Source organism: Rhodococcus sp. NPDC060090, from assembly GCF_042729855.1.
GTDB lineage: Bacteria > Actinomycetota > Actinomycetes > Mycobacteriales > Mycobacteriaceae > Rhodococcus.
The window spans coordinates 65,129-84,903 of sequence record NZ_JBHWXB010000021.1 but is presented as its reverse complement, the minus strand read 5'-3'; the positions used below and the strand labels follow the sequence as shown (position 1 = coordinate 84,903).

Below are 19,775 nucleotides of genomic sequence, written 5' to 3'. Positions count from 1 at the left end.
TCTCGAAGCCGCTGCAATGCAAAGTGCTGAAGGACAAGAATTGGGGCAGCCTGGCGCGTCAGCCTCCGTCACACATGATCGGTGGTGCGTTTACCGATCGCAGCGCTGAGTGCGTCGAGTTCGGCCAGCACGTCCGTCACTGCCCAGATTCGATTCCGTTTCCTCTCCGACAGGACTTCGAGCACCCCCGCCTCGGTGAGCCGGTCCAGCGCCCGATAGGTGCTGACGTCGGTTGTGCCGGTAATTTGCTGTGCGGCATCGGCATTGAATACAGGAGTGTCGAGCAGGGCGTCGAGTAGTTTCGCGTCGGCCGAGTTGGCGCGTGGTTTCGCCATCGCCCGCCACCGGTCGGGAAGCTCGGAAAGTGCTCGGGCTGTTTCTTGCGCCGCCTCGCTGGAATGGATCGCGGCGACAGCAACATACTCGACGAATCCGTCTGCGTCACCGTCGCGGTAGCGGGTGAGTTTGTCGAAGTAGCGACGAGTATTGGCGAGCATCACCGAGGCCAGAGGAACCGTGACCCGGCGGGTCAGGCCGCGTCGGCGCAGGATTGCGCTGATCAACGCACGGCCGATTCGACCGTTGCCGTCGGTGAAGGGGTGGATGGATTCGAACTGCGCGTGCGCCAGCGCTGCCTGGGCGATGATCGGCAGGTCGGTGCGGTTGGCAAACGCCAGGAGATCTGCCATCAACTCCGGGACCAATTCAGGAGGTGGAGGTACGTGCAGAGCATTGATCGGGGTGTAGTCGCTGCCACCGATCCAGTTCTGGACTTCGCGTACCGCACCGGAATCGCTCGCGGTGTAGTAGTCGGGGGCCATCAGCAGTCTGTGTGCAGCGAGGAGGCTTTCCAGGGTGATCGGCCCCTTGCCGGCGGTGTCGACCATCGCGATCAGCGCCTGCACGGCGGCGAGTTGCGACTTGGCCTCATCGCTGGCTTTCCCGCCGGCCGCTGCCTTCCCGAACGCACGCCACCCCGCGTCGATGTGCTCGATCTTCGACGAGGCCACTGATTCGCTCCGGAGCAAGAAATCGGACAACGGTGCCAGATGGTCGCCGAAGCCGGCCTCGAGTCGAGCGACGGCGATGACGGCCGCCTCCTGAGCCCGAGCGACAGCACCGACAGCGTCGTACTCCAGGGAGGCGATCATCGGGGGAATGGACACCTCGATGTTTTCGAGAGTCCGGTCGTCGCGCGACCCCTGTCGCTGTCGCGGGTTCCACGATCGCCTCTCGATTCGGTGCGATGGCCAGACCATGCAGCTCCCTCAGGAAACGTAACTATGCGTAGCTATACCGTAGTTTAACCAGAATAAACGTAACTATGTGCAACCATACCGTATTTCTCATTTGTAAACGTAGCTAAGCGCGGCGGTGGTGTATGAAGAGCCAGCCATCAGTCATCGACGTAATGGCCGCCCGAACCGTCGCCGGTGGAGCTTGAGGTAAGAATCAGTCATGACGGAATTGGCACGCGGACAGAACACCACCATCGGCACTGGCGCGGTGACCGTGTCGGTCTCCGGCGCGAAGCAGGGGACCGTCGACTTGATGGTCTTCCAGCTCGGCGCCGACGGCAAAGTCCGCAGCGACAGTGACTTCGTGTTCTTCAACCAACCCGCCTCGCCCGAAGGCGCCGTCCGGCTGGTCGCCGCCGACCGCGTCGCCCTCGATCTCGCGACCATCCCTCCATCAATCGAACGGCTTTCCATCGCAGTGGCTCTCGACGACAGCGTCGCCGGGAGTCTTGCCTCCGTACCCGGGCTCGGAGTCGACGTCGCCCATCCAGCAGGAACCGCGACCGCGAAGGCGCTGGAACTGACCACCGAACGAGCGGCAGTGCTCCTCGAGGTCTACCGACGCAACGGTGAGTGGAAGATCCGCAACGTCTCCGCCGGCTGGGATGCCGGACTGTCCGCCCTCGTCACCGAACACGGCGTGCAAGTCGATGACGCCCCGCCGTCGCCCCCACCGGTCGCCGCAGATCAGAACGGTGTCCGGACTGTTGCCGGTGAGGAGAAGCTGTCGCTCGAGAAACGTCAGAAGCTCGATCTGCGCAAACGCGAAGTCGCGAAGGTCCTGCTCGACAAGGGGGAGCCCGGAGTGCGGGCGCGCGTGGTCCTCGTCATCGACAAGACCGGCAGCATGAGCAGGCAGTATTCGAAGAAGCGCATTCACGAGGTCGTCGAGCGCATGGTTCCCATCGCCGCGCAGGTCGATGACGACGGAACTCTCGAACCCTACCTGTACGCCCAGTCGTTCGCCCGGCTCCCCGACATCACCGTCCACGAAGTCGAAGAGTGGTCGTCGACATACCTGCACATCAACGGCGTCCACGGCGGCATCGACTACAAGCGCATCGGTGGGATCAACGACGAACTGCCCATCATGGGCGAGATCATCTCCTCACTCACTCCCGGCACGACGATGCCGACTCTGGTGCTGTTCTTCACCGACGGCGGCTTCTACCAGAAGAAGCAGATCAGCGGACTGATGAAAGAGGCGTCGGGGCTCCCGGCGTTCTGGCAGTTCGTCGGGCTCGGCAAGGCCAACTACGGAGTCCTCGAAAATCTCGACACCATGAGCGGTCGCGTCGTCGACAACGCCGGATTCTTCAGCGTCGACGACATCGGCAAGATCAGCGACGCCGAGCTGTACCGTCGTCTGCTCAGCGAATTCCCCGACTGGCTGCGTGCGGCACACGCAGCCGGGATCATCCGATGAACTCAGTGGGTGACGGGAACGACGACGCGCAATTCCGCTCTGCGCTGGACGCATTGGTCCCGGCGGACTGGGCAGAGTTGCGGGCGTTGGTCGAGCAGATCGACGAACATGGCGCGCCCTTCCAACGGCAAGCGAATTCAGCCGCCGGCACCGCCGGCATCGTTGATCAGGGGTATCCGATCGAAGCACCCATCATCGGCGACACTGTCGATTTCCTGTACAAGCGGGATCTGGTCGTTCCCTTCGACTGGCCTGGATGGGAAGGGAAACAGCACGTCGAGCGCGGCGATGTTGCTGCGCTTGCCGGGGCGTCGGCGGAGGATTGCCTGCGGTACTTGACGGTCATCGTTCGAGGAGATCGGTTCTCATCGGGCACGCTGCTGTGGTCGTTCGAGGAGCACATGACGCAGACACTGCTGCACCGACTTCTAGACTCCACCGGTAACGCGGAGTGAGGGAGAGAAAGGGAAACGGACGCCCTGCGGGCGACTGACCTCGACCATGCGGAGACCCTACGGGTCCCTGAGCTTGCCTTCGGCCCCTTCCCCAATGCTGCCCGGTCGCCATACCCCGATAGACCATCTCGGCCAATACTTTTGGCCCCACGTCGGAGGTGACGTGTGGCTGTACTGGACCCGGTCGTTCGTGTCGACCCTCACGATCGGGTGCTCCACCACCAGCTGCGGAGACGAAGGATACTGGCGCCCAGTCGGTTTCGAACGCGGGAATGGAACCCGGTTCGCAGCGTCGATGCGCTGACGTCGGACTGTGGGAGACAAGCGACGGTGCCTGCCGGTGTGCCGTGGTTACCGAAACGGCCCTTGTGTACACCGGTGCAGGCGGCAAACACCTCAAGCCCCTCGACCGGCTGCCGGAGCAGGATCGAGGGGCGAGAAGTCAGGACGTCGGTGAAGAACCTGGTGGCCAGGTGAGATAATGGCCGGCGCGGAATATCGCGCTCGCGGCTCGTTGCTGGTGCACGCCTCTGTGAGGAGTGCGGATAGAATCCACCGTACGGTGCATGACAGCTCACTTCTGTTGTGTACCCAGACCCCGGTTCGGTGTTGGCGCACCTGCCGGGGTCGACCTATTTCAAGGTCAGTGGAGGGATATTCCCATGTGCGGGGGTTTCCGTCAACTCGAATGGTTGTTCTATCAGATTCAACGCAGCTCTATACGGCACAGCTGAGGATGCGGGGTTGAACCGCGTCAATCCGACCAACCGCTGCCGGCCTGCCACCGCCCCCGCTTGCGCGAGCCGTCCAGGAGTGGGTTGAGGCAGTTGCCTACATATTCTAGTGCGGACTCCATGACGTGAAATGTCGGATCGATCGCGGTACCGAGACGAAGGGCTCTCGAGCTCGCCGTAGCGTTCGTACATCGCACAGACTTTGTCGGCCACCTGGTTCGCCAATGGATAGACCACGACCTCGGGCAGCTTGGCCAGGCCCGGCATGTCCACCACGGGGGTTGGCCTGATCCGTTCGGGCTCGGCCACCAGGTGCAGCTCGCGCGGGAGATCGAGGGGGAAGCTGCTGTACTTGGCGCCGATGTAGGCGGTGACGCTGATCTCGATGATCGGGTTGGTGTGGCGGTAGGCGATTCCCTCCTCGATGACGAATGTAAGGTGGTCGTTCTCCCGGGGAGCGGTGAGATCTCGCAGTTCAGCTATCGCCGCGTCCGGCGTGATCTCTCCGAGGCGGAGTAGGTCAAGGTCTTTGGAGAATCGGGCTTGTGTGAGCCTCATCAGAAGGCTTGCTCCGCCTTTGAGCACCCACTTGCTGTCCGTTGCCGAAAAGATCAAGGCGAGAAACCGCTGGAACAGGAACTCGCGCCGTAGCTCCGCGAGTACTCGTCCCCTGGTCTTCGCTTCGCGCTTGAGTCGGTCTTCGAGTGCTCTGCGGAATGCATTCGAGGTGGCGTACTGAGACGAGCCGTTGACAGTGCTCACTCGCGCTCCTCTGAGCCTTTTGCGGGAAGACGCGTCTCGTCGCTCCGCTGCGCGGACTGCGCTATCGCACGTTGGATCGAGGCTAGTTGTTCTCGAATTCTCTCGAGTTCTTCTGAAGTGTGGAGGGCTTCGAGCGTTGCCGACCCTCGTGCTCTTGATCCGGTGAGTTCTACCGCGCGGCCGATGGATTCGGAGATCCCGGCCTCCTGGAGGAGCCGTTGGAGAAGTGCCTGGCCGTTGCCTATCGGTGCACCGTAGCGGAGCGCGAACCGCCGAAGCGCGGTGATGAGTTGATGATCGTCGACCTGCCGTCTGGTCAGCGCGTCCCGTACGACGCTGGCGAGGTGGCCCCCATCGATATGCTGGGTGGCCAGATCGACGACAGTCCGGATCACGGACGTGACAGGCAGGCCATCAACCACCGTCCACTCTGCGGGATCGACCGTCCCGCGGTGAAGGCGAACATCCGGTCGTCGTGTCTGCTTGCGATGACCTGTGGTGAACTCGAGCCGATCTGCCTCGAGATCCCCCAGTTGGTGGATCTCGGCTGCAGACCGATGCGAGACCACAGCCGGTGTTCGCTCTCGGAGATGCTCGCTGGCCTTCCTTGCTGGATCGAGGGTTAGCCATGCCGCGCGAAGGTCATCGAGCGGTGATGGCGGAGCGCCACTCACCCGGTAGACGCCGTGTGTGAGTCTTTCGAGAGCGCCCTGACGAGTCAGGCGCGCCACCGCTTGTGCTGACACGCCCACCGATCGCGCCTGCGCGGTAGTCACCAAACCCCACTGCTCAGCGGCCAGGTCGGCAAGATCGAGTGCAGCAGACATGCCCCTCCTCTTGGCTGCTTCGATAATATACTAGGGTTAGTTTTGCAGTATATGGCTCTATTAATGCAGTAAGTCTTGAGTACCCAAGTGCGTAATCACCGACCATCGCTGGCATGGAGACATCCCAGACATGTTCTGCAGTGCGACGTAGGGCCGCGTTGTCGTGTTCGACGGCCGTCGGAGCCGAAGCTGTTCTCGGCCTCACAGGTCGCATATTCAGGCGACGTGCCTCCGAGCGTCGACCAGGCCAGGAACAAGGTTCGGCATAGGCATTGCTGATGCATCGCATCGGTGATGTGTCTTTGTGCCGGATGCCGCTGAGTGTTGAACTGCCCAAGTCCTCAGGTTCGCGAAGCTCGGGTCCGTAATCGATGCCGGGTAGCTCGATGGGAGTATTGCCGATGCGCATCGGAACGATGATCACCTACAGCGGCGGGTTCACCGAGACCGTCGCGGAGGCCGCCGATCTCGAACGCGCCGGACTCGACATCATCTTCATGGCGGAGGCGTACTCGTTCGACGCCGTCAGCCAACTCGGATACCTCGCGGCGAAGACCTCGCGAGTGCAGTTGGCGTCCGGAATCTTCCAGATCTACACCCGCACTCCGTCGCTGATGGCGATGACCGCGGCCGGTCTCGACTACGTGTCCGACGGCCGGTTCGTGCTCGGAATCGGCGCGTCGGGTCCGCAGGTGATCGAAGGTTTCCACGGTGTGCCGTACGACGCCCCGTTGGGTCGTACCCGCGAACTCGTCGACATCTGCAGGCAGGTGTGGCGACGCGAACCGGTGCGCCACGACGGCAAGTACTACCAGATCCCACTTCCTCCGGAGAAGGGCACCGGTCTCGGCAAGCCGCTCAAGCTCATCAACCATCCGGTGCGCGAGCGCATCCCGATCGTCGTGGCGGCACTGGGACCGAAGAACGTGGCGTTGACGGCGGAGATCGCGGAGGGATGGCAGCCGATCTTCTACCATCCCGAGCGGGCCCAAGACGTGTGGGGCGAGTCGCTTGCGAAGGGCGCGGCACGTCGTGATTCGTCGCTCGGTGATCTCGAGGTCTACGCCGGTCCGGCTCTCGCGATCGGAGACGACGTCGATCACCTGCTCGATGCCGTCAAACCGCACCTGGCGCTGTACATCGGCGGAATGGGCGCACGCGGCAAGAACTTCTACAACGACCTCGCCTGCCGATACGGATACGAGGCCGAAGCCAAGACCATTCAGGACCTGTACCTGGACGGCAAGAAGAAAGAGGCCGCTGCGGCCGTGCCCGACGAGCTGGTGCGGGCCATCTCGCTGATCGGCCCCGAAGGTTACGTGCGTGAACGGGTCGCGGCGTTCAAGGAGTCGGGCGCGACGACGCTGAACGTCAAAGCCCTCGCTCCCGACGCAGCGGGACGTGTCGCGCAGGTCGAGAAGTTGCGCACCATCGTGGATGCGTGACGGGTAGGCATATTATCTTCCGAGTAGCTGAGCGATCATGTGGTGCCCCTCGGCCTCGAAGGCCTCGTCGCCCACTTGAAATGCCCACACCGCGTTTCCGATGGCGGCGCGAATACGTTGGCGGAACCAGCCGTTCGGCTCACGTGGGTCGGTGCCGTAACCGCCCAGAAATGCACCTTCAGCTCCAGGGATACGGACGAACTCGCGCGCCGCCAATCTGTCGAAGTCTTCGATAGCGGGCCGAAGATCCGTCCGCCCGAAGTCGATCACCCGGACGATCCCGTCGTCGACGATCCAATTTCGGCTCTGCCAGTCGCCGTGTGTCGGTACCAGCGTCGCAGTGGGAGCGGGCCACGCCCGGATCATCGCCCGCAGGCGCTCAGCAACGTCGGGTTCGATGCGGTGAGGCGCCGCGAGCCAGCGCAACGATTTGTCGTTGGCGCGCCGCTCGTACCCGTCGTCTTCGACACTCTCCTGTGTGTGAAATGTGGCAAGAAGCTGCCCGGCCTGCGCGTACGTATCGAGGTTGAACATCGCAGCGTCGTCCTGGACGAGCCGTCCTGGTAGGAACTCGGTCACCACGAGCTTGGCGTCGCGGTCCGAGTGGACCATCCGAGCCGCATGGCCGGTCGCGACCCACGGGCCCGTCCAGACTTCGTGAGCCCGGATCTCGCGGGCGATGTGATGATCCGCTGCGCCGCCGGCCTTGACGACGAGCCGGCCGTCGGGTGTGGCGATCTGCAGAACGGTGGTCTCCACGAGGTTCCAGCTCATGTCGGCGACCACGTCGAACTCGGGAAATCGGCGACGCAGTGCTGTCTGTTGCGGCTGGGTCAGGCGGTCGAGTGCGGAGAGCATGAGCATCCACATTACGGAACTGGCAGACTGCGGGACTGCAGCGTCAGGTAGTGGTGTAGCCGAGCCGATAGGCCGCGCTGTCGATCGGCCCGGACAACCCGGGATGCGACAACGGGAGCGACAGCGCCGGCAGCGAGGGGAATGCGTCGGTGGCGCGTTCGGTGATCGCGATGCAGACACTCCCGGCGAACCGGCCGCGATAGATGATCCCGTCGAGATCGTCGTGGGCGCGGTGAATGGTGCGGGCCCAGTGTTGGGTTCGGCCATGCGCTGCGGAGTCGCGGGCATGGTTGCCGCCGACCCGGGTCGCCCACGTTCCCTCGCCGATGCCGGACACATCGAGCAGTCTCAGCGGGCGGGTGAATCGCAGCCCCGTCAGATACGGATCGCCGCGGTGGCGGTCGATGACACGGGAGCTTTGGAACGCCTCGGCCAGCCCGCCGCGGGGACTGGAGGCGCCGTACCAGATGCCGTAGCCGGGATGTTCGGCTCTCGGGGGCGGGTGGTAGTCGAACCGCCGGATCGGGCCGAATGCGCGCATGCCATGCCACGGCAGCACATGGGTTCCGGTAGTGCGATGCACCCGCCACACGAGCTCGGCCGGTTGCCAGTGGAACACTTCCTCGCCGCGCACGCCCGCACCACGAAGGTCTGCGATAGTCGGTGGTGTGGGCAGCATCGACCCCATCTATGCCGATTCCCATTCGGCGGCGGTGATCACGTCACGGGCCTGTTCGATATCGGCGGCGGTTCCGGCGCTGCCGGTCAGCCACGCCACGATCGACACCGGTCGGCCCTCCACGGTCAGGGACGGTTGTGGGAGGGTCAGCAACGCCTGCACTGTCAGAGGGTGCAGATCCTTCGCCAGTAACGGCATCACCTGGTCGAGGTGCGGCACCGTCCCGGTGTCAGTGAACTGGGCGGGCGGCAGCAATCGGTTACGGCCCGACGTAAACGCCCACAGGGTGCCGTCGCCGAGGCGTTGACGGATCCGAGCCGCGGTCACCCCGATACGGTCTGCTGCCTCAGCGATCGACAGGGAATTGCGGACCAGTTCCTGCATGCGGATGTCGCGCCCCACCCGTACGGCCGCCGCTGCGGCCGGGTCGTCGACGAATCCGGCCTGATCGAGCAGGGCCGCGTCGTGGTCGGACAGGGGCGGTGTTGCTGGGTTCCGGTCGGACAGGCTGTGCAGGATCTGGGCGAAGAACTTCCGGCCGACGTCGGTGCCGGTCACCTCTCGCAGCGCATCCTCGAAACCGAGATCACCGCGCAGGTAGCGGGCTTCGGTGCTGGCATCCGCGGCGTCGTTCACCACACCCACTCTCGCTTTCACCCATTATCAGGGACAAATTCATGATAGCGCGAAGCTGGGGGGACGCTACCGCGCTCGTGCCGCCGAACCGTAACCGGCGATCAGGCGCTGCACCGACGTGGGGAGTGGCGCATCGTCGGATATCCACGGCGCCGGAATCGGACGCTCGGCGACGGTACGCAACGGCACCACCCCGGCCCACGGGCCCGGCGTGTCCGTCCGTGTTGGCGGTGCATTACGTGCCTTCACCGTCCATTGCCCAGGCCGGATCGTCAGGGCCAGCGCCGAGGTGGCGGCGAGTTGTTTGGGAATCGGGCCGGGGACCTCGGTGCTGCGATCGGGAATCAATTTGTCGGACAAGCAGTTCAGCGCGTCGAGTGCCTCGTCCCCGCTGAGTTGCTCGATGGTCCCGCGGACCACGGCCGACCGGTAGTTGGCCGACGAGTGATACAGATCCTCGGCGACGACGATGCCGTCGAGAAGCATCACGCTCATGGCAACGGGCGTCCCTGCTGCGACGTGCCGCAGCGCGCCGGCCCCGGTGGAGCCGTGCAGCAGGATCCGGTCGCCATCCCGGGCGTAGAACATCGGCACCAGCCACGGCTGTCCGTCGAGCACAGTGGCGAACGTGCAGGTCGAAGCACTATCGAGCACGTGATCGAGGTCTTCGCGGTCGGTACGGGCGCGGTCGGGATAACGAGTCAGAGTGTCCATGACATCGACCCTGCCGGCAATCTGGACCGGAGAACAGATCCACATTCCAGCAATAGTGGCAGACCAGTATTCTGGCAGGCGTGCCACGCGTATCCCCTTCCGTCCACCTGCCGTTGACCGTGCTCGACGGGAAGACGCCGCTGCGACACCGCATTGCGGAAGCGATCGTCGAGCAGATCAGGCTCGGTCACCTGCGGATCGGTGACGCGCTCCCGTCGTCGAGGGTGCTCGCCGCAGAGCTGGGAGTGGCGCGCGGCGGAGTTGTCGAGGCATACGATGAGCTCTCCGCTTCCGGCTTCGTCGTTGCTGTGCCCGGGTCTGCTACCCGCATCTCCCCGGGCGCCGACATCGCTGCCCGCGCGCACGCGCGACCTCATCCTGTCGCGCCCGCCGCGGCACCAACGCCGCGCCCCCGAACCAGCCACACTCAGGCAGTCGTCGACCTCCGTCCAGGACTCCCCGACACCGCACTCATCGCCGAAGCTCCATGGCGGCGGGCCTGGCGTCGAGCTGCGAGCGCACCGCCGACCGCGGGTAGCGTCCACCCGCTTGACCACCCCGAGCTTCGACGTTCTCTCGCCGCGCACCTGCGCCGAACTCGCGGAATCGCAGTGATGCCGGATGATCTCGTGATTCTTCCCGGGGTTGCTGCCGCCACACGTGTCCTTGCGGTGGCTGCCGGACTCGACGGACGTGACGTTGCCTTCGAAGATCCCGGATACCATCGGGCGCGCCGCGCGCTGGTCACCGAGGGTGCTCGTATCCGACCGGTTCCCGTCGACTGCGACGGATTGCCTCCACATCTCCTCGCCGAGACCGATGCCGCCGTCTATTGCACACCCGCACATCAGTATCCGTTGGGATCGCGCATGCCGGTCGCGCGTCGTGCCGAACTGGTGGAGCGGGCGAGATCGACGGGAATGCTGGTGATCGAGGACGACTACGACGGCGAGTTCCGGTACGACGTGTCGGCGCTCCCGGCTCTGCGCAGCGTGGACGGCGGACGCGACTGTGTCGCCTACCTCGGAACCGCATCGAAGATCCTGTCGCCCACGCTACGGCTCGCGTGGCTGATTCCCCCGGACCCGTTGCGCGCCAGCATTTCCGAGGCCGTCGCCGTGTGCGGCGAGGGTGCGAACGCGATGTCGGCACTCGCGCTTTCCGCATTCATCGATGACGGCTCCCTGACCCGGCATCTCGCGCGGACGGCGCGCACCTACCGGGCGCGCCGCGCCGCGTTCGTCGACGCGCTACGACGAAAGACCGACGACCTGGACGAAGTGCGCGTGGTGGGTATCGATGCGGGACTGCACGTGGTATTGAGGCTGCCTGACGGTCTCGACGATGCCGCGGTCGCGGAGGCGACCGAACAACTGGGGGTGCGAACGACGCCGGTGTCGGCGCAGTTCACAGGTGGCCATGGGACACGTGGGCTGGTGTGCGGCTACGCGTGCCTGCCCGAATCCGCAGCGGGGGAGGTGGCGGCAGTGATCGCGACGGCGGTGCGGCAGGTGGTCGCTGGGTAGATGTGACGAGGGAGTCGGTAACGGCATGGTCGCTGCACCCGATTTCACCTACGAGGCCACGCCGACCATGTGCGTGTCGCCGGGTAGTTGGAGGAGCACACTTGAAGCCCTACCTGAGGGTTCTCGCAGGAATGTTCGCGGGCATCACGCTCTGGCTGGCGATCGTGGAACTGATCCACGGCAATGTCGTCCCGGCTCTTGTCCAGTGGATGTTCACGGTCGGTCTCGTCTACCTCGCCATCGGCAAACTGATAAGGGAGCATCGCTCCAGAGTCAAAGCCGAGCGCGACTCGCTCGCTGCCCGAGCGGAGGCAGGGCACCGCGCGTTCTTGGCGGGACATCCGGCAGCGTTCGCGCCTCCACCTCCACCGCCGCCGCCGTCGAAGGTGCGCCGCGGTGTCGTGATCGCCGCGGTTGTTGCAGGATTCTTCGTACTGATCGGGATCATCAGTGACATCTCCGACGGGCTCGATGCGCCATCCGAGGACGGTGCGGTCACGACGCCGCAGTCTTCCTCTCGTGCCGCCGCACAGCCGACGCAGACAGTGCCGATGTCTACGGAGGCGGCAACCACTGCGCGCACCGTAGCGCCGACGAGCACGGTCGCTGCCGCAGTAGTGACATCAACCGCTGCGGCAGTGACATCGACAGCGGTCATGCCCGCCGTGGTGTGCATGGACCTCCAAGCGGCACAAGACAGGATTCAAGCTGCCGGCGTGTTCTATTCGCGGAGCATCGATGCCACCGGCGAAGGACGTGCGCAGGTGCAGGACCGCAACTGGATCGTCGTCGACCAGGCACCGCCGGCCGGTGCGCTGTTCGGTGAGGGCGATGCAGTTCTGTCGGTCGTCAAGGAAGGCGAGCCCAGTGGTTGCTGACGTGAACCGTTCGATCAACCCGACACCACTTGAGTCGGGGAGCGGCATTAGGAAATCTGTGTATGCGGTCGGTCTCGTTTACCCTGCCGTCACGGCACTTGTACCGGATAATGCTTCTTCGTGAGCGTTGGTGCATCTGAAGCAGCCGGGGGACGAAATCCAATCCCCGCGGTGCGCGCGTTGGTCGTGGCGACAATCGTTGCTGCGATCGCGGTGTTGTCGAGTCCAGCGCTGGGTTCTGCAGACACACACGTCCGCTACGTTGCCCTCGGCGACTCACGGGCGGCCGGACCGCATCTCGACGCCGCTGCGTGGCTCGATGGGTGTGCGCGATCGAACCTGGGGTACCCGGGTGTGGTGGCGCAGATACTGCACCCGGAATCGTTCACGAACGTCTCGTGCGCCGGAGCGCGCACCGAGCACATCACCTCTGTTCCGCAACAGACGTCGACCGGGCCGGTGCCGCCTCAGCTCGACGCGCTCGGACCCGGCACCACACTCGTCACAGTCAGCGTCGGTGGCAATGACATCGCCTGGCCCCAATTGATTTCCGCGTGTTACACCGGCGCACCGCTTGTCGATGCGCACTGCCGGAGCGATCCGGCGGTGGCGTCGCGAATGGATACTGCGCTCGGTGCACTCGGTCCGAAAGTGACCGCAACGCTCGGAGTCATCGGCCAGCGGGCACCGAACGCGCGAGTTCTTCTCGTCGGCCACGGCGGCATCTTCGGCACCCGCGGATGCTGGCCCAACATCCCCACCAGCGACGCCGACGCAGCCTTCGTCAACGGGTTCTTCACAAGGATGAATCGTGTACTGGCAGGCTCAGCTGCCAGCGCCGGAGCCCAATTCGTCGACGTCACAGTCGGGGCAGGCGGCCACGACGCATGCGCCTTACCCGGCAACAGTTTCTTCGAGGGGCGGTACCCGCTGTCGCTGGCAAGGCCCTTGCACCCCACCGAGGCCGGGATGCGGCACATGGCCCGGCGTGTGGTGGAGGTGCTGCAGGCCGGCTGACGATCTTCGGAGCACACTACGACGACCCGTACCCGTACGTGTATTTGCCGGTGGACCAGTTTATCGTTGCGTGGTAGGTGTAGCCGCGCATCCGTCCGCCGCCGACATCCTCGTTCGCCACGAAACACTCGAATACGGTGGTGGTTTCACTCAGGTTGTCGGTCGATCCGCCATTGACCGGTGAACACGTCACCGACAGCACCGGGCCGTCGAGCATTCCTTCTGTGACGTGTTCGTTCGCCATCTCCTCGATGCTCGATTCGATGCCCGACACACTGAACTGCCGTGATGCGCGCTCCGTCTCGTCCCGGCTCTCCTGAGCGGCCTTCTCTGCCGCGACGCGCTCGGCCTCCTGGTGTGCGGCCTCCTCCGCTGCGGCCACCTGTGCGGCGACCTGAGCGTCGTGGTTGAGCTTCCAAGACACGGTGCCTCCCACGATGATGAGGAGGATGATGACCAGCGTGACCAAGATCGGCTTCTTGCGGATCTTCTTCTCGGGAGCGCCACCGGCCTCGGGGTCGGGCAGGTCGAGCCATGTGGCTCCGTCCCAGTAGCGCTGTCCGCCGTCGGGATTCGGGTACCAGCCGGCGGGTGCCGGGGAATTGTCGGGAGACATCGAAAGAGTCCTTCCAGGAAAGGCAGAGGGAGCACCGGTGCGCCCGACCCCTCGTCGAGCGCACCGGCAGGGAGAGGGGGAACTACTGCAGTGAGACGGTGACTCCGCCGGAGAACATGGAGTCGTGCAGTTCGATCGCGGTGGGGACGGCGTCCGCGGGCATGTCGAATACGACGGGCATCGTGACGGTGTTGCCCGGGTTGATCTCATCCCAGATCGGCACGTCCGAATCCAGGTTCAGCGCCGCCGAGGAATCGGGGCCGAAAGTGCGTCCCTGCTCGTCGATCAGCTTCTGGTCGCTGGGGCTCAGTCCCTTCGGCGCGTCGGAGATGTTGCTGACTGTCATCGTGACGATCACGAACTGCCCCTGGGCGTCTTTCGCCAGGAACGGGTTGTCGCCCAGGGTGGTGACTCCGGTCTGGACGCCGGTGACGACGAACTCGAACTTGCCGTCGCGCACGGGCATGTTCATCGATGCGGTCGTTTCTTCGGGTTCGGGGGCTTCCGCTTCAGGTGCCTGTGCGGCGGGGGCGTCGGCCGCAGGTGCCGCGACGCCCGGGTCGGAACCGCCTGCCGGTTCCTCGTCGGTGCCCGACACGGACACGACGACGAACAGCGCGACGACAGCGCCGACGATCCACGGCCACTTCTTGCGCTTCTTCGGTTCCTGCGGCGCGGGCTGCAGGTTCGGTGCGAACCCTCCGGACTGCTGCCACCCTGCCGGCTGCGTCGGATGCTGAGGGTTCGGCTGCTGGATACGCGGATCGGGCTGGTTGGGCATGGTCATGACAGGCCTCGTTTCTCGAGAAGGTTGATGGATCAGTTGCCGAGAGTGAGATGCACACCCGAATCGGCTTCGGTCTCGTTGTAGGAGACGGACCCGCGATGGGAGATCTCCACGTCGTAGGACGCCGCGCCGCGCGGCACCTCGGGGACGGTGAAGAAGAAGGTGCAGAAGTTTCCTTCGCTCACGCTGTGTGTGAGCGAACCCGTCGCGAGCAGGGCTCCGGCGGCGTCGGACACCCGGACCGCGGCGGTAGGAGAGATATCGTCGTAGCCGCGGGCGCCTTCGCACTCGAATCCTGACGTGCTGCTGGAAGCGGCGCCGTCGATGAGGGTGACGGTGCCGCTGATCGCGAACAGCGGGGTTCGATCTGCCACGACGAAGCCCGTAGCGATGAGTGCCCCGACCATCGTTGCGGCACACACGCCCACCGAGAAACCCGGCCAGAAGCGGCTGCCGGCGCCGTCGCCTGCGGTGCGACGGTCATCGGCGTAATAGTCGGGAACGGTGGTCGCAGGAGCGAACTGAATGGTCACGGCGATCTCCTGATCAAGTAATCGGAACACCTGAATCGTGCGTTCCGACAGGAGCCGTGAACCATTCTCGTCCTGATAACCCCCCTTATCGGATGCTGCTGTCGCTCCTTCTCGAAGAAGCTTCTAAATTGTGTGCATGGCAGACGTTTTGGACTTCCCCGGCCGCTTCAACGAATCGGTGTGGGAACAGATGGCACTCGAGACATTGGGCGAGCTCGGGTGGCGATACATTCCCGGCGCCGATATCGCTCCAGGCTCGGGCGAGCGCACCTCATGGGACGATCTCCTCGTACCCTCGCGTTTGCGCGCCGCCATCGTCGGACTGAACCCGAACGTGCCCTCCAGCGCCGTCGACGACGCCGTTGCGCTCGTGGCGACGGCCGGCTCGACCGACGCGATCGCAGAGAACCGGACCATCCACGAATATCTCACCGAGGGTCTGCGCAAGATCTCCTACACCGACGACACCGGAGTGGAGGTCACACCGACGATCCGGCTGGTGTCCATCGATCCCGACGACAACGACTGGTTCGTCGCCAGCCAGGTCACCGTGATCCGCAGTGACTACGAGCGCCGCTTCGATCTCGTGCTGTACCTGAACGGTATGCCGATCGCCGTCGTCGAACTGAAGAATGCGGGCAGCGAGTACGCCAGCCTCCCTGACGCCCACGCTCAGCTGCAGACTTACCTGCGTGAATTCCCGCTTGCCTTCCGCTACGCGGTGATGGCTCTTGTCTCCGATGGGATCACCGCGTCGTACGGCACTCCGTTCACTCCTTTCGAGCACTTCTCCCCGTGGAACGTCGACGACGACGGTGCTCCCGTCGAACCCAGCGGCAATCATCATCCGCTCGACACCGCGCTGTTCGGAATCTTCAATCAGGAACGGTTTCTCCAGCTCCTCCGCAACTACACCGCATTCGACGAAAGCGAGAACGGTCTACTCAAGCGAATTGCCAAGCCGCACCAATATTTCGCCGTAGCCAAGGCCGTGGGTTCCACTGTGGTCGCCGTCGGTTCCGGCGGTAAGGCCGGCGTTGTCTGGCACACCCAGGGCTCCGGAAAGTCCATGGAGATGGAGCTCTACGCCAATCAGGTGATCCGTCATCCGAAGCTCGCCAACCCGACGATCGTGGTGATCACCGATCGCAACGAGCTCGACGGCCAGCTCTACGAAACCTTCGCCCGGTCGCAGCTGCTTCCCGAACAGCCCAAACAGATTCGCCGACGCGAAGAGCTGCGTCAGGAACTCTCCGGCCGCACCACCGGCGGCATCTACTTCACGACCTTGCAGAAGTTCGGGAAGAGCAGGGAGGAACGCGAGGCCGGACTCAGCCACCCCGAGCTGTCCGACCGCCGCAACATCATCGTGGTCGTGGACGAAGCTCACCGCAGTCACTACGACGACCTCGACGGATACGCGCGGCACCTGCGCGATGCACTCCCGAACGCAACTCTCATCGCGTTCACCGGAACGCCGATCTCCTTCGAGGACCGCAATACTCGTGCAGTATTCGGCGACTACATCGACGTCTACGACCTCACCCGCGCGGTCGACGACGGCGCAACCGTCCCAGTGCATTTCGAGAGCCGACTCGTGAAGGTGTCGTTCGCAGGCGAGATCACCGAGGAGCAGATCGACGCGTCGGCCGACGAGCTCACTGCGGGCCTCGACGACACCGAGCGATCACGCATCGAGAAGTCCGTCGCCGTCATCAACGCCGTCTACGGCACGCCGGCTCGACTCCAGATGCTTGCGGAAGACCTCGTCGCGCATTGGGAGCGTCGTCGCTCGCAGATGGCGAAGTTCGTGGGCTCGGAAGAGAATCCGACGGCCCCAGGTAAGGCGATGATCGTCGGTGCGACCCGTGAGATCTGCGCCAACCTCTACAACGAGATCGTGGGGCTCCGGCCCGACTGGCACTCCGACGAACTCTCCGCCGGTCGCATCAAGGTCGTGTACTCCGGTGACGCGACCGACAAGCCACCCATCAGCGACCACGTGCGTCGCGATTCCGAGAACGCGGCAATCAAGAAGCGTCTCAAAGACATCGACGACGAACTCGAACTCGTCATCGTCAAAGACATGATGCTCACCGGATTCGACGCTCCACCGCTGCACACGCTGTATCTCGACCGGCCGCTCAAGGGCGCGCTGTTGATGCAGACCCTTGCTCGTGTGAATCGCACTTTCCGTGGCAAGCAGGACGGCTTGCTGGTTGCGTACGCACCTGTCGCGGACAACCTGGCGGACGCACTGGCCGAGTACACGGCCTCCGACCGCACGACCAAGCCGCTCGGCCGACCTGTCGAAGAGGCGGTCGACGCAGTGAAGAACTGCATGACGATCCTCGACAACATGTTGCACGGATTCGATTGGCGAGCGCACCGAAACGCCCCCGGACCGCGGGCATGGCTCGACGCGGTTCTCGCGACCGTCAACTTCGTGCGAGACAAGCAGAACCCGCAGAACAAGGTGGCCGAGGGCGAGAAGACCCTCTCGGCCCGTTTCCGGGAGCACGCGTCGCAGTTGTCGCGGGTGTGGGCGATCTGCAGTACCCACGAGGAGGTGCAGCCACTCGCTCGCGACGCGCGCTTCTTCGAAGAAGTGCGGGTGTACGTGGCGAAATACGACGCTGCCGAGCGGCAGGCGAACGGTGTCGCGGTGCCCGAGGACGTCAAGCGGGCTCTGCGTGCGCTGATGGCTGCATCCGTGGAATCCGGTGAGGTGCTGGACATCTACGACGCAGCCGGCATGCCCAAGCCGTCTCTCGCAGACCTCAACGCGGACTTCCTCGAACGCACTCTGCAGGCGAAGAACCCGGCCTTGGCGATCGAAGCGCTGCGCAAGCTGGTGTCGGAGGAATCCCGCAAGGTGTCGCGGCACAACCTGGTGCGGCAGCGAGCGTTCTCGCAGAAGCTGCAGGAACTGATGATCAAATACACCAACAGTCAACTGACGTCGGCCGAGGTGATCGCGGCACTCGTCGAGGTCGCGAAAGAGGTGCAGGCCGAAGCGCAGCGCGGGCAGCGATTCGACCCACCTCTCGGTGATCACGAATTGTCGTTCTACGACGCTGTGTCCCAGAACGAGTCGGCGTTGGAGGGGATGGGCGAGGACGTTCTCGCGCAGATCGCCCGCGAACTCGTCGGAGTCATGCGGCGCGACATCAAGACGGACTGGAAGGTGCGCGAGGACGTCAAGGCAAAGCTGCGGTCGCAGGTGAAGCGGTTGCTGACCCGCTACAAGTACCCACCGGATCGGCAGACCGGGGCGATCAAACTGGTACTCGAGCAGATGGAGGCGATCGCACCCACCATGGCGGCGTGAACTGCCCCGCTCGGCCCGAGCGAATGTATCCCTCGCTACGTTGACGAAGACGGGTGTGCCATTCGCTCACAGTGGGCGGACCGGGCACGGGAAGGCGGTTCACAGAGACGTCAGGATCCGAGCATGTCCTGAAGATCGTCGAGCACGAGCATCGCGCCGGTCGGGCCGAGGCCGAGGAACCATGTTTCGTCGCTGACGCGTTCCACTCGCCCCTCCTTGACAGCTTCGATCTGGTTCCACAGCGGTCCCGAGACGACCGCGGCTTCGCCGGTGTCCTCGGGGCGGCCGTAGCTGGTGTAGAAGATCTGGTCTCCCGCTGCTTCCGTGATGGTTTCGGGGCTGACCTCGACGGCCAGCTCGTCGATGTCCTGGATCTCGGGCCGGGGTAGTCCGACATCCTGAAGGATCACGCCGATGAACGACAGGTTGCCGTACAGGCGGAGCTTGCCCGACATGAACCGGACGAGCGAGATCGTGGGATCTCCGTCGATCGACGCGCGTACCTCGTCGGCGCGCGTTTGGTACGTGTTGAGGACGTCCACCGCCTCGTTCTCTTCACCCAGTGCGTCTGCAACGAGGAGGAAGTTCTCCTTCCACGGGAAACCGGGTCGGATGCTGAAGACGGTCGGCGCGATTTCCGAGAGCTGTGGGTACAACATGTCCGCTCGGAGTTTGCTGCCGATGATCAGGTCGGGCTCGAGCGCGCCGATCGCTTCGAGATCGAGGTTGTTGACCGTTCCGACGTCGGTCACGCCCTCGAGTTTGTCGGCAAGGTAGGACGGCTGCCCTGACGCGCTTTCCGGGTTGGCGAGTCCGACGGGGGTGACACCGAGCGACAGCACGTCGTCGAGTTCGCCGCTGTCGAGCACGACCACGCGCTCGGGCTTGCTTTCGATGACCGTGTCGCCGAGGGCGTGGGTGACGGTGCGGGGGAATGCGCCAGGCTCGGCGTCGCTGCCGAGCTTGGCTGTTTCGCTGTCGGCGGTGCTGAACTGTGCCCCACCTGTCGCGACATCGGCGTTGCCGGCTCCTGAGCTCGGCGTATTCGACGTACCGCAGGCGGCAAGGAACACGGTCGCGAGAGCCGCGACGCCGATGCGTGACAAAATTTTCGACATGTAGGTAAGCCTAAATTATCGGCTCGATCGATGGTGCGCGCATCCCGCGCGCGCAACGAATCTGCTCGGCGAGGGAACCAAACTGCTGCGCGGTGCATCCAACTATGTGACGGAGGATCACGAGCCTGCCTCCGC

The 19,775-nt window shown here is 64.3% G+C and carries 18 protein-coding genes; 7 read left to right on the top strand and 11 right to left on the bottom strand.

Going from position 1 to position 19,775, the window contains the following annotated elements; translation table 11 throughout:
* Positions 1-68: 68 nt before the first annotated feature.
* Entirely contained in the window at positions 69-1,259 is a 1,191-nt protein-coding gene (locus tag ACFWCF_RS23640) for a Fic family protein (protein ID WP_378566791.1), read from the bottom strand.
* Between the two features lie 199 nt (positions 1,260-1,458).
* Between ACFWCF_RS23640 and ACFWCF_RS23635 the strand changes: the two genes are divergently transcribed.
* A complete protein-coding gene (locus ACFWCF_RS23635) occupies positions 1,459-2,724 on the top strand; it encodes a VWA domain-containing protein (RefSeq protein ID WP_378566788.1) in 1,266 nt (421 codons plus the stop codon).
* 5 nt (positions 2,725-2,729) lie between these two features.
* Entirely contained in the window at positions 2,730-3,179 is a 450-nt protein-coding gene (locus ACFWCF_RS23630) for a DUF6508 domain-containing protein (protein WP_378566785.1), read from the top strand.
* 632 nt (positions 3,180-3,811) lie between these two features.
* On the opposite strand, the gene ACFWCF_RS23625 is transcribed toward ACFWCF_RS23630, so the two are convergent.
* Together ACFWCF_RS23625 and ACFWCF_RS23620 are read right to left on the bottom strand one after the other, a co-directional pair.
* Positions 3,812-4,675, bottom strand: coding sequence for a nucleotidyl transferase AbiEii/AbiGii toxin family protein (locus ACFWCF_RS23625; protein ID WP_378566782.1), 864 nt, complete (start codon positions 4,673-4,675; stop codon positions 3,812-3,814).
* Positions 4,672-5,502 carry a type IV toxin-antitoxin system AbiEi family antitoxin domain-containing protein gene (locus ACFWCF_RS23620; RefSeq protein ID WP_378566779.1) on the bottom strand — a complete coding sequence of 277 codons (831 nt, stop codon included), beginning with the start codon at positions 5,500-5,502 and terminating at the stop codon, positions 4,672-4,674. The genes ACFWCF_RS23625 and ACFWCF_RS23620 overlap by 4 nt, the downstream gene beginning before the upstream one ends.
* 401 nt (positions 5,503-5,903) lie before the next feature.
* Between ACFWCF_RS23620 and ACFWCF_RS23615 the strand changes: the two genes are divergently transcribed.
* On the top strand, positions 5,904-6,947 hold the full coding sequence (locus ACFWCF_RS23615; protein ID WP_378566776.1) for an LLM class F420-dependent oxidoreductase: 1,044 nt from the start codon (positions 5,904-5,906) through the stop codon (positions 6,945-6,947).
* 12 nt (positions 6,948-6,959) lie between these two features.
* Here ACFWCF_RS23615 and ACFWCF_RS23610 read toward each other — a convergent pair whose 3' ends face one another.
* The 4 genes from ACFWCF_RS23610 to ACFWCF_RS23595 all read right to left on the bottom strand — a co-directional run bounded on the left by ACFWCF_RS23610 (position 6,960) and on the right by ACFWCF_RS23595 (position 9,834).
* A complete protein-coding gene (locus ACFWCF_RS23610; RefSeq protein ID WP_378566773.1) occupies positions 6,960-7,805 on the bottom strand; it encodes a phosphotransferase family protein in 846 nt (281 codons plus the stop codon).
* A 43-nt stretch (positions 7,806-7,848) separates the two neighbouring features.
* Positions 7,849-8,484, bottom strand: coding sequence for an RES family NAD+ phosphorylase (locus ACFWCF_RS23605; RefSeq protein WP_378566770.1), 636 nt, complete (start codon positions 8,482-8,484; stop codon positions 7,849-7,851).
* A gap of 9 nt (positions 8,485-8,493) precedes the next feature.
* Positions 8,494-9,120 carry a hypothetical protein gene (locus tag ACFWCF_RS23600; protein WP_378566767.1) on the bottom strand — a complete coding sequence of 209 codons (627 nt, stop codon included), beginning with the start codon at positions 9,118-9,120 and terminating at the stop codon, positions 8,494-8,496.
* 66 nt (positions 9,121-9,186) lie between these two features.
* Complete coding sequence (locus ACFWCF_RS23595) at positions 9,187-9,834, bottom strand: pyridoxamine 5'-phosphate oxidase family protein (protein ID WP_378566764.1); 648 nt, start codon at positions 9,832-9,834, stop codon at positions 9,187-9,189.
* Between the two features lie 80 nt (positions 9,835-9,914).
* Between ACFWCF_RS23595 and ACFWCF_RS23590 the strand changes: the two genes are divergently transcribed.
* The 3 genes from ACFWCF_RS23590 to ACFWCF_RS23580 all read left to right on the top strand — a co-directional run bounded on the left by ACFWCF_RS23590 (position 9,915) and on the right by ACFWCF_RS23580 (position 13,255).
* Complete coding sequence (locus ACFWCF_RS23590; RefSeq protein WP_378566761.1) at positions 9,915-11,360, top strand: PLP-dependent aminotransferase family protein; 1,446 nt, start codon at positions 9,915-9,917, stop codon at positions 11,358-11,360.
* Between the two features lie 101 nt (positions 11,361-11,461).
* A complete protein-coding gene (locus tag ACFWCF_RS23585; protein ID WP_378566759.1) occupies positions 11,462-12,238 on the top strand; it encodes a hypothetical protein in 777 nt (258 codons plus the stop codon).
* Between the two features lie 171 nt (positions 12,239-12,409).
* A complete protein-coding gene (locus ACFWCF_RS23580) occupies positions 12,410-13,255 on the top strand; it encodes an SGNH/GDSL hydrolase family protein (protein WP_378566756.1) in 846 nt (281 codons plus the stop codon).
* Between the two features lie 16 nt (positions 13,256-13,271).
* Here the strand turns inward: ACFWCF_RS23580 and ACFWCF_RS23575 are convergent, their stop codons facing one another.
* From ACFWCF_RS23575 to ACFWCF_RS23565, 3 genes are all read right to left on the bottom strand, one after another.
* Positions 13,272-13,871, bottom strand: coding sequence for a DUF2510 domain-containing protein (locus tag ACFWCF_RS23575; protein ID WP_378566753.1), 600 nt, complete (start codon positions 13,869-13,871; stop codon positions 13,272-13,274).
* 82 nt (positions 13,872-13,953) lie between these two features.
* Positions 13,954-14,658: a DUF4352 domain-containing protein gene (locus tag ACFWCF_RS23570; protein WP_378488635.1), complete on the bottom strand. Its 705-nt coding sequence runs from the start codon at positions 14,656-14,658 to the stop codon at positions 13,954-13,956.
* 32 nt (positions 14,659-14,690) lie between these two features.
* The gene (locus ACFWCF_RS23565; RefSeq protein WP_378488634.1) at positions 14,691-15,191 is read right to left on the bottom strand and encodes a hypothetical protein; all 501 of its coding nucleotides are present in this window, start codon (positions 15,189-15,191) and stop codon (positions 14,691-14,693) included.
* A 136-nt stretch (positions 15,192-15,327) separates the two neighbouring features.
* On the opposite strand from ACFWCF_RS23565, the gene ACFWCF_RS23560 reads away from it, so the two are divergent.
* Positions 15,328-18,522, top strand: coding sequence for a type I restriction endonuclease subunit R (locus tag ACFWCF_RS23560; RefSeq protein WP_378566750.1), 3,195 nt, complete (start codon positions 15,328-15,330; stop codon positions 18,520-18,522).
* A 110-nt stretch (positions 18,523-18,632) separates the two neighbouring features.
* Here ACFWCF_RS23560 and ACFWCF_RS23555 read toward each other — a convergent pair whose 3' ends face one another.
* A complete protein-coding gene (locus ACFWCF_RS23555; RefSeq protein ID WP_378566747.1) occupies positions 18,633-19,640 on the bottom strand; it encodes an ABC transporter substrate-binding protein in 1,008 nt (335 codons plus the stop codon).
* Positions 19,641-19,775 lie beyond the last annotated feature (135 nt).

Excerpts from the sequence above, each read along its gene's own strand:
- ACFWCF_RS23640 (WP_378566791.1), bottom strand. The coding sequence starts at position 1,259 with ATGGTCTGGCCATCGCACCGAATCGAGAGGCGATCGTGGAACCCGCGA.
- ACFWCF_RS23635 (WP_378566788.1), top strand. The coding sequence starts at position 1,459 with ATGACGGAATTGGCACGCGGACAGAACACCACCATCGGCACTGGCGCG.
- ACFWCF_RS23620 (WP_378566779.1), bottom strand. The coding sequence starts at position 5,502 with ATGTCTGCTGCACTCGATCTTGCCGACCTGGCCGCTGAGCAGTGGGGT.
- ACFWCF_RS23615 (WP_378566776.1), top strand. The coding sequence starts at position 5,904 with ATGCGCATCGGAACGATGATCACCTACAGCGGCGGGTTCACCGAGACC.
- ACFWCF_RS23610 (WP_378566773.1), bottom strand. The coding sequence starts at position 7,805 with ATGCTCTCCGCACTCGACCGCCTGACCCAGCCGCAACAGACAGCACTG.
- ACFWCF_RS23605 (WP_378566770.1), bottom strand. The coding sequence starts at position 8,484 with ATGCTGCCCACACCACCGACTATCGCAGACCTTCGTGGTGCGGGCGTG.
- ACFWCF_RS23595 (WP_378566764.1), bottom strand. The coding sequence starts at position 9,834 with ATGGACACTCTGACTCGTTATCCCGACCGCGCCCGTACCGACCGCGAA.
- ACFWCF_RS23575 (WP_378566753.1), bottom strand. The coding sequence starts at position 13,871 with ATGTCTCCCGACAATTCCCCGGCACCCGCCGGCTGGTACCCGAATCCC.
- ACFWCF_RS23570 (WP_378488635.1), bottom strand. The coding sequence starts at position 14,658 with ATGACCATGCCCAACCAGCCCGATCCGCGTATCCAGCAGCCGAACCCT.
- ACFWCF_RS23560 (WP_378566750.1), top strand. The coding sequence starts at position 15,328 with ATGGCAGACGTTTTGGACTTCCCCGGCCGCTTCAACGAATCGGTGTGG.
- ACFWCF_RS23555 (WP_378566747.1), bottom strand. The coding sequence starts at position 19,640 with ATGTCGAAAATTTTGTCACGCATCGGCGTCGCGGCTCTCGCGACCGTG.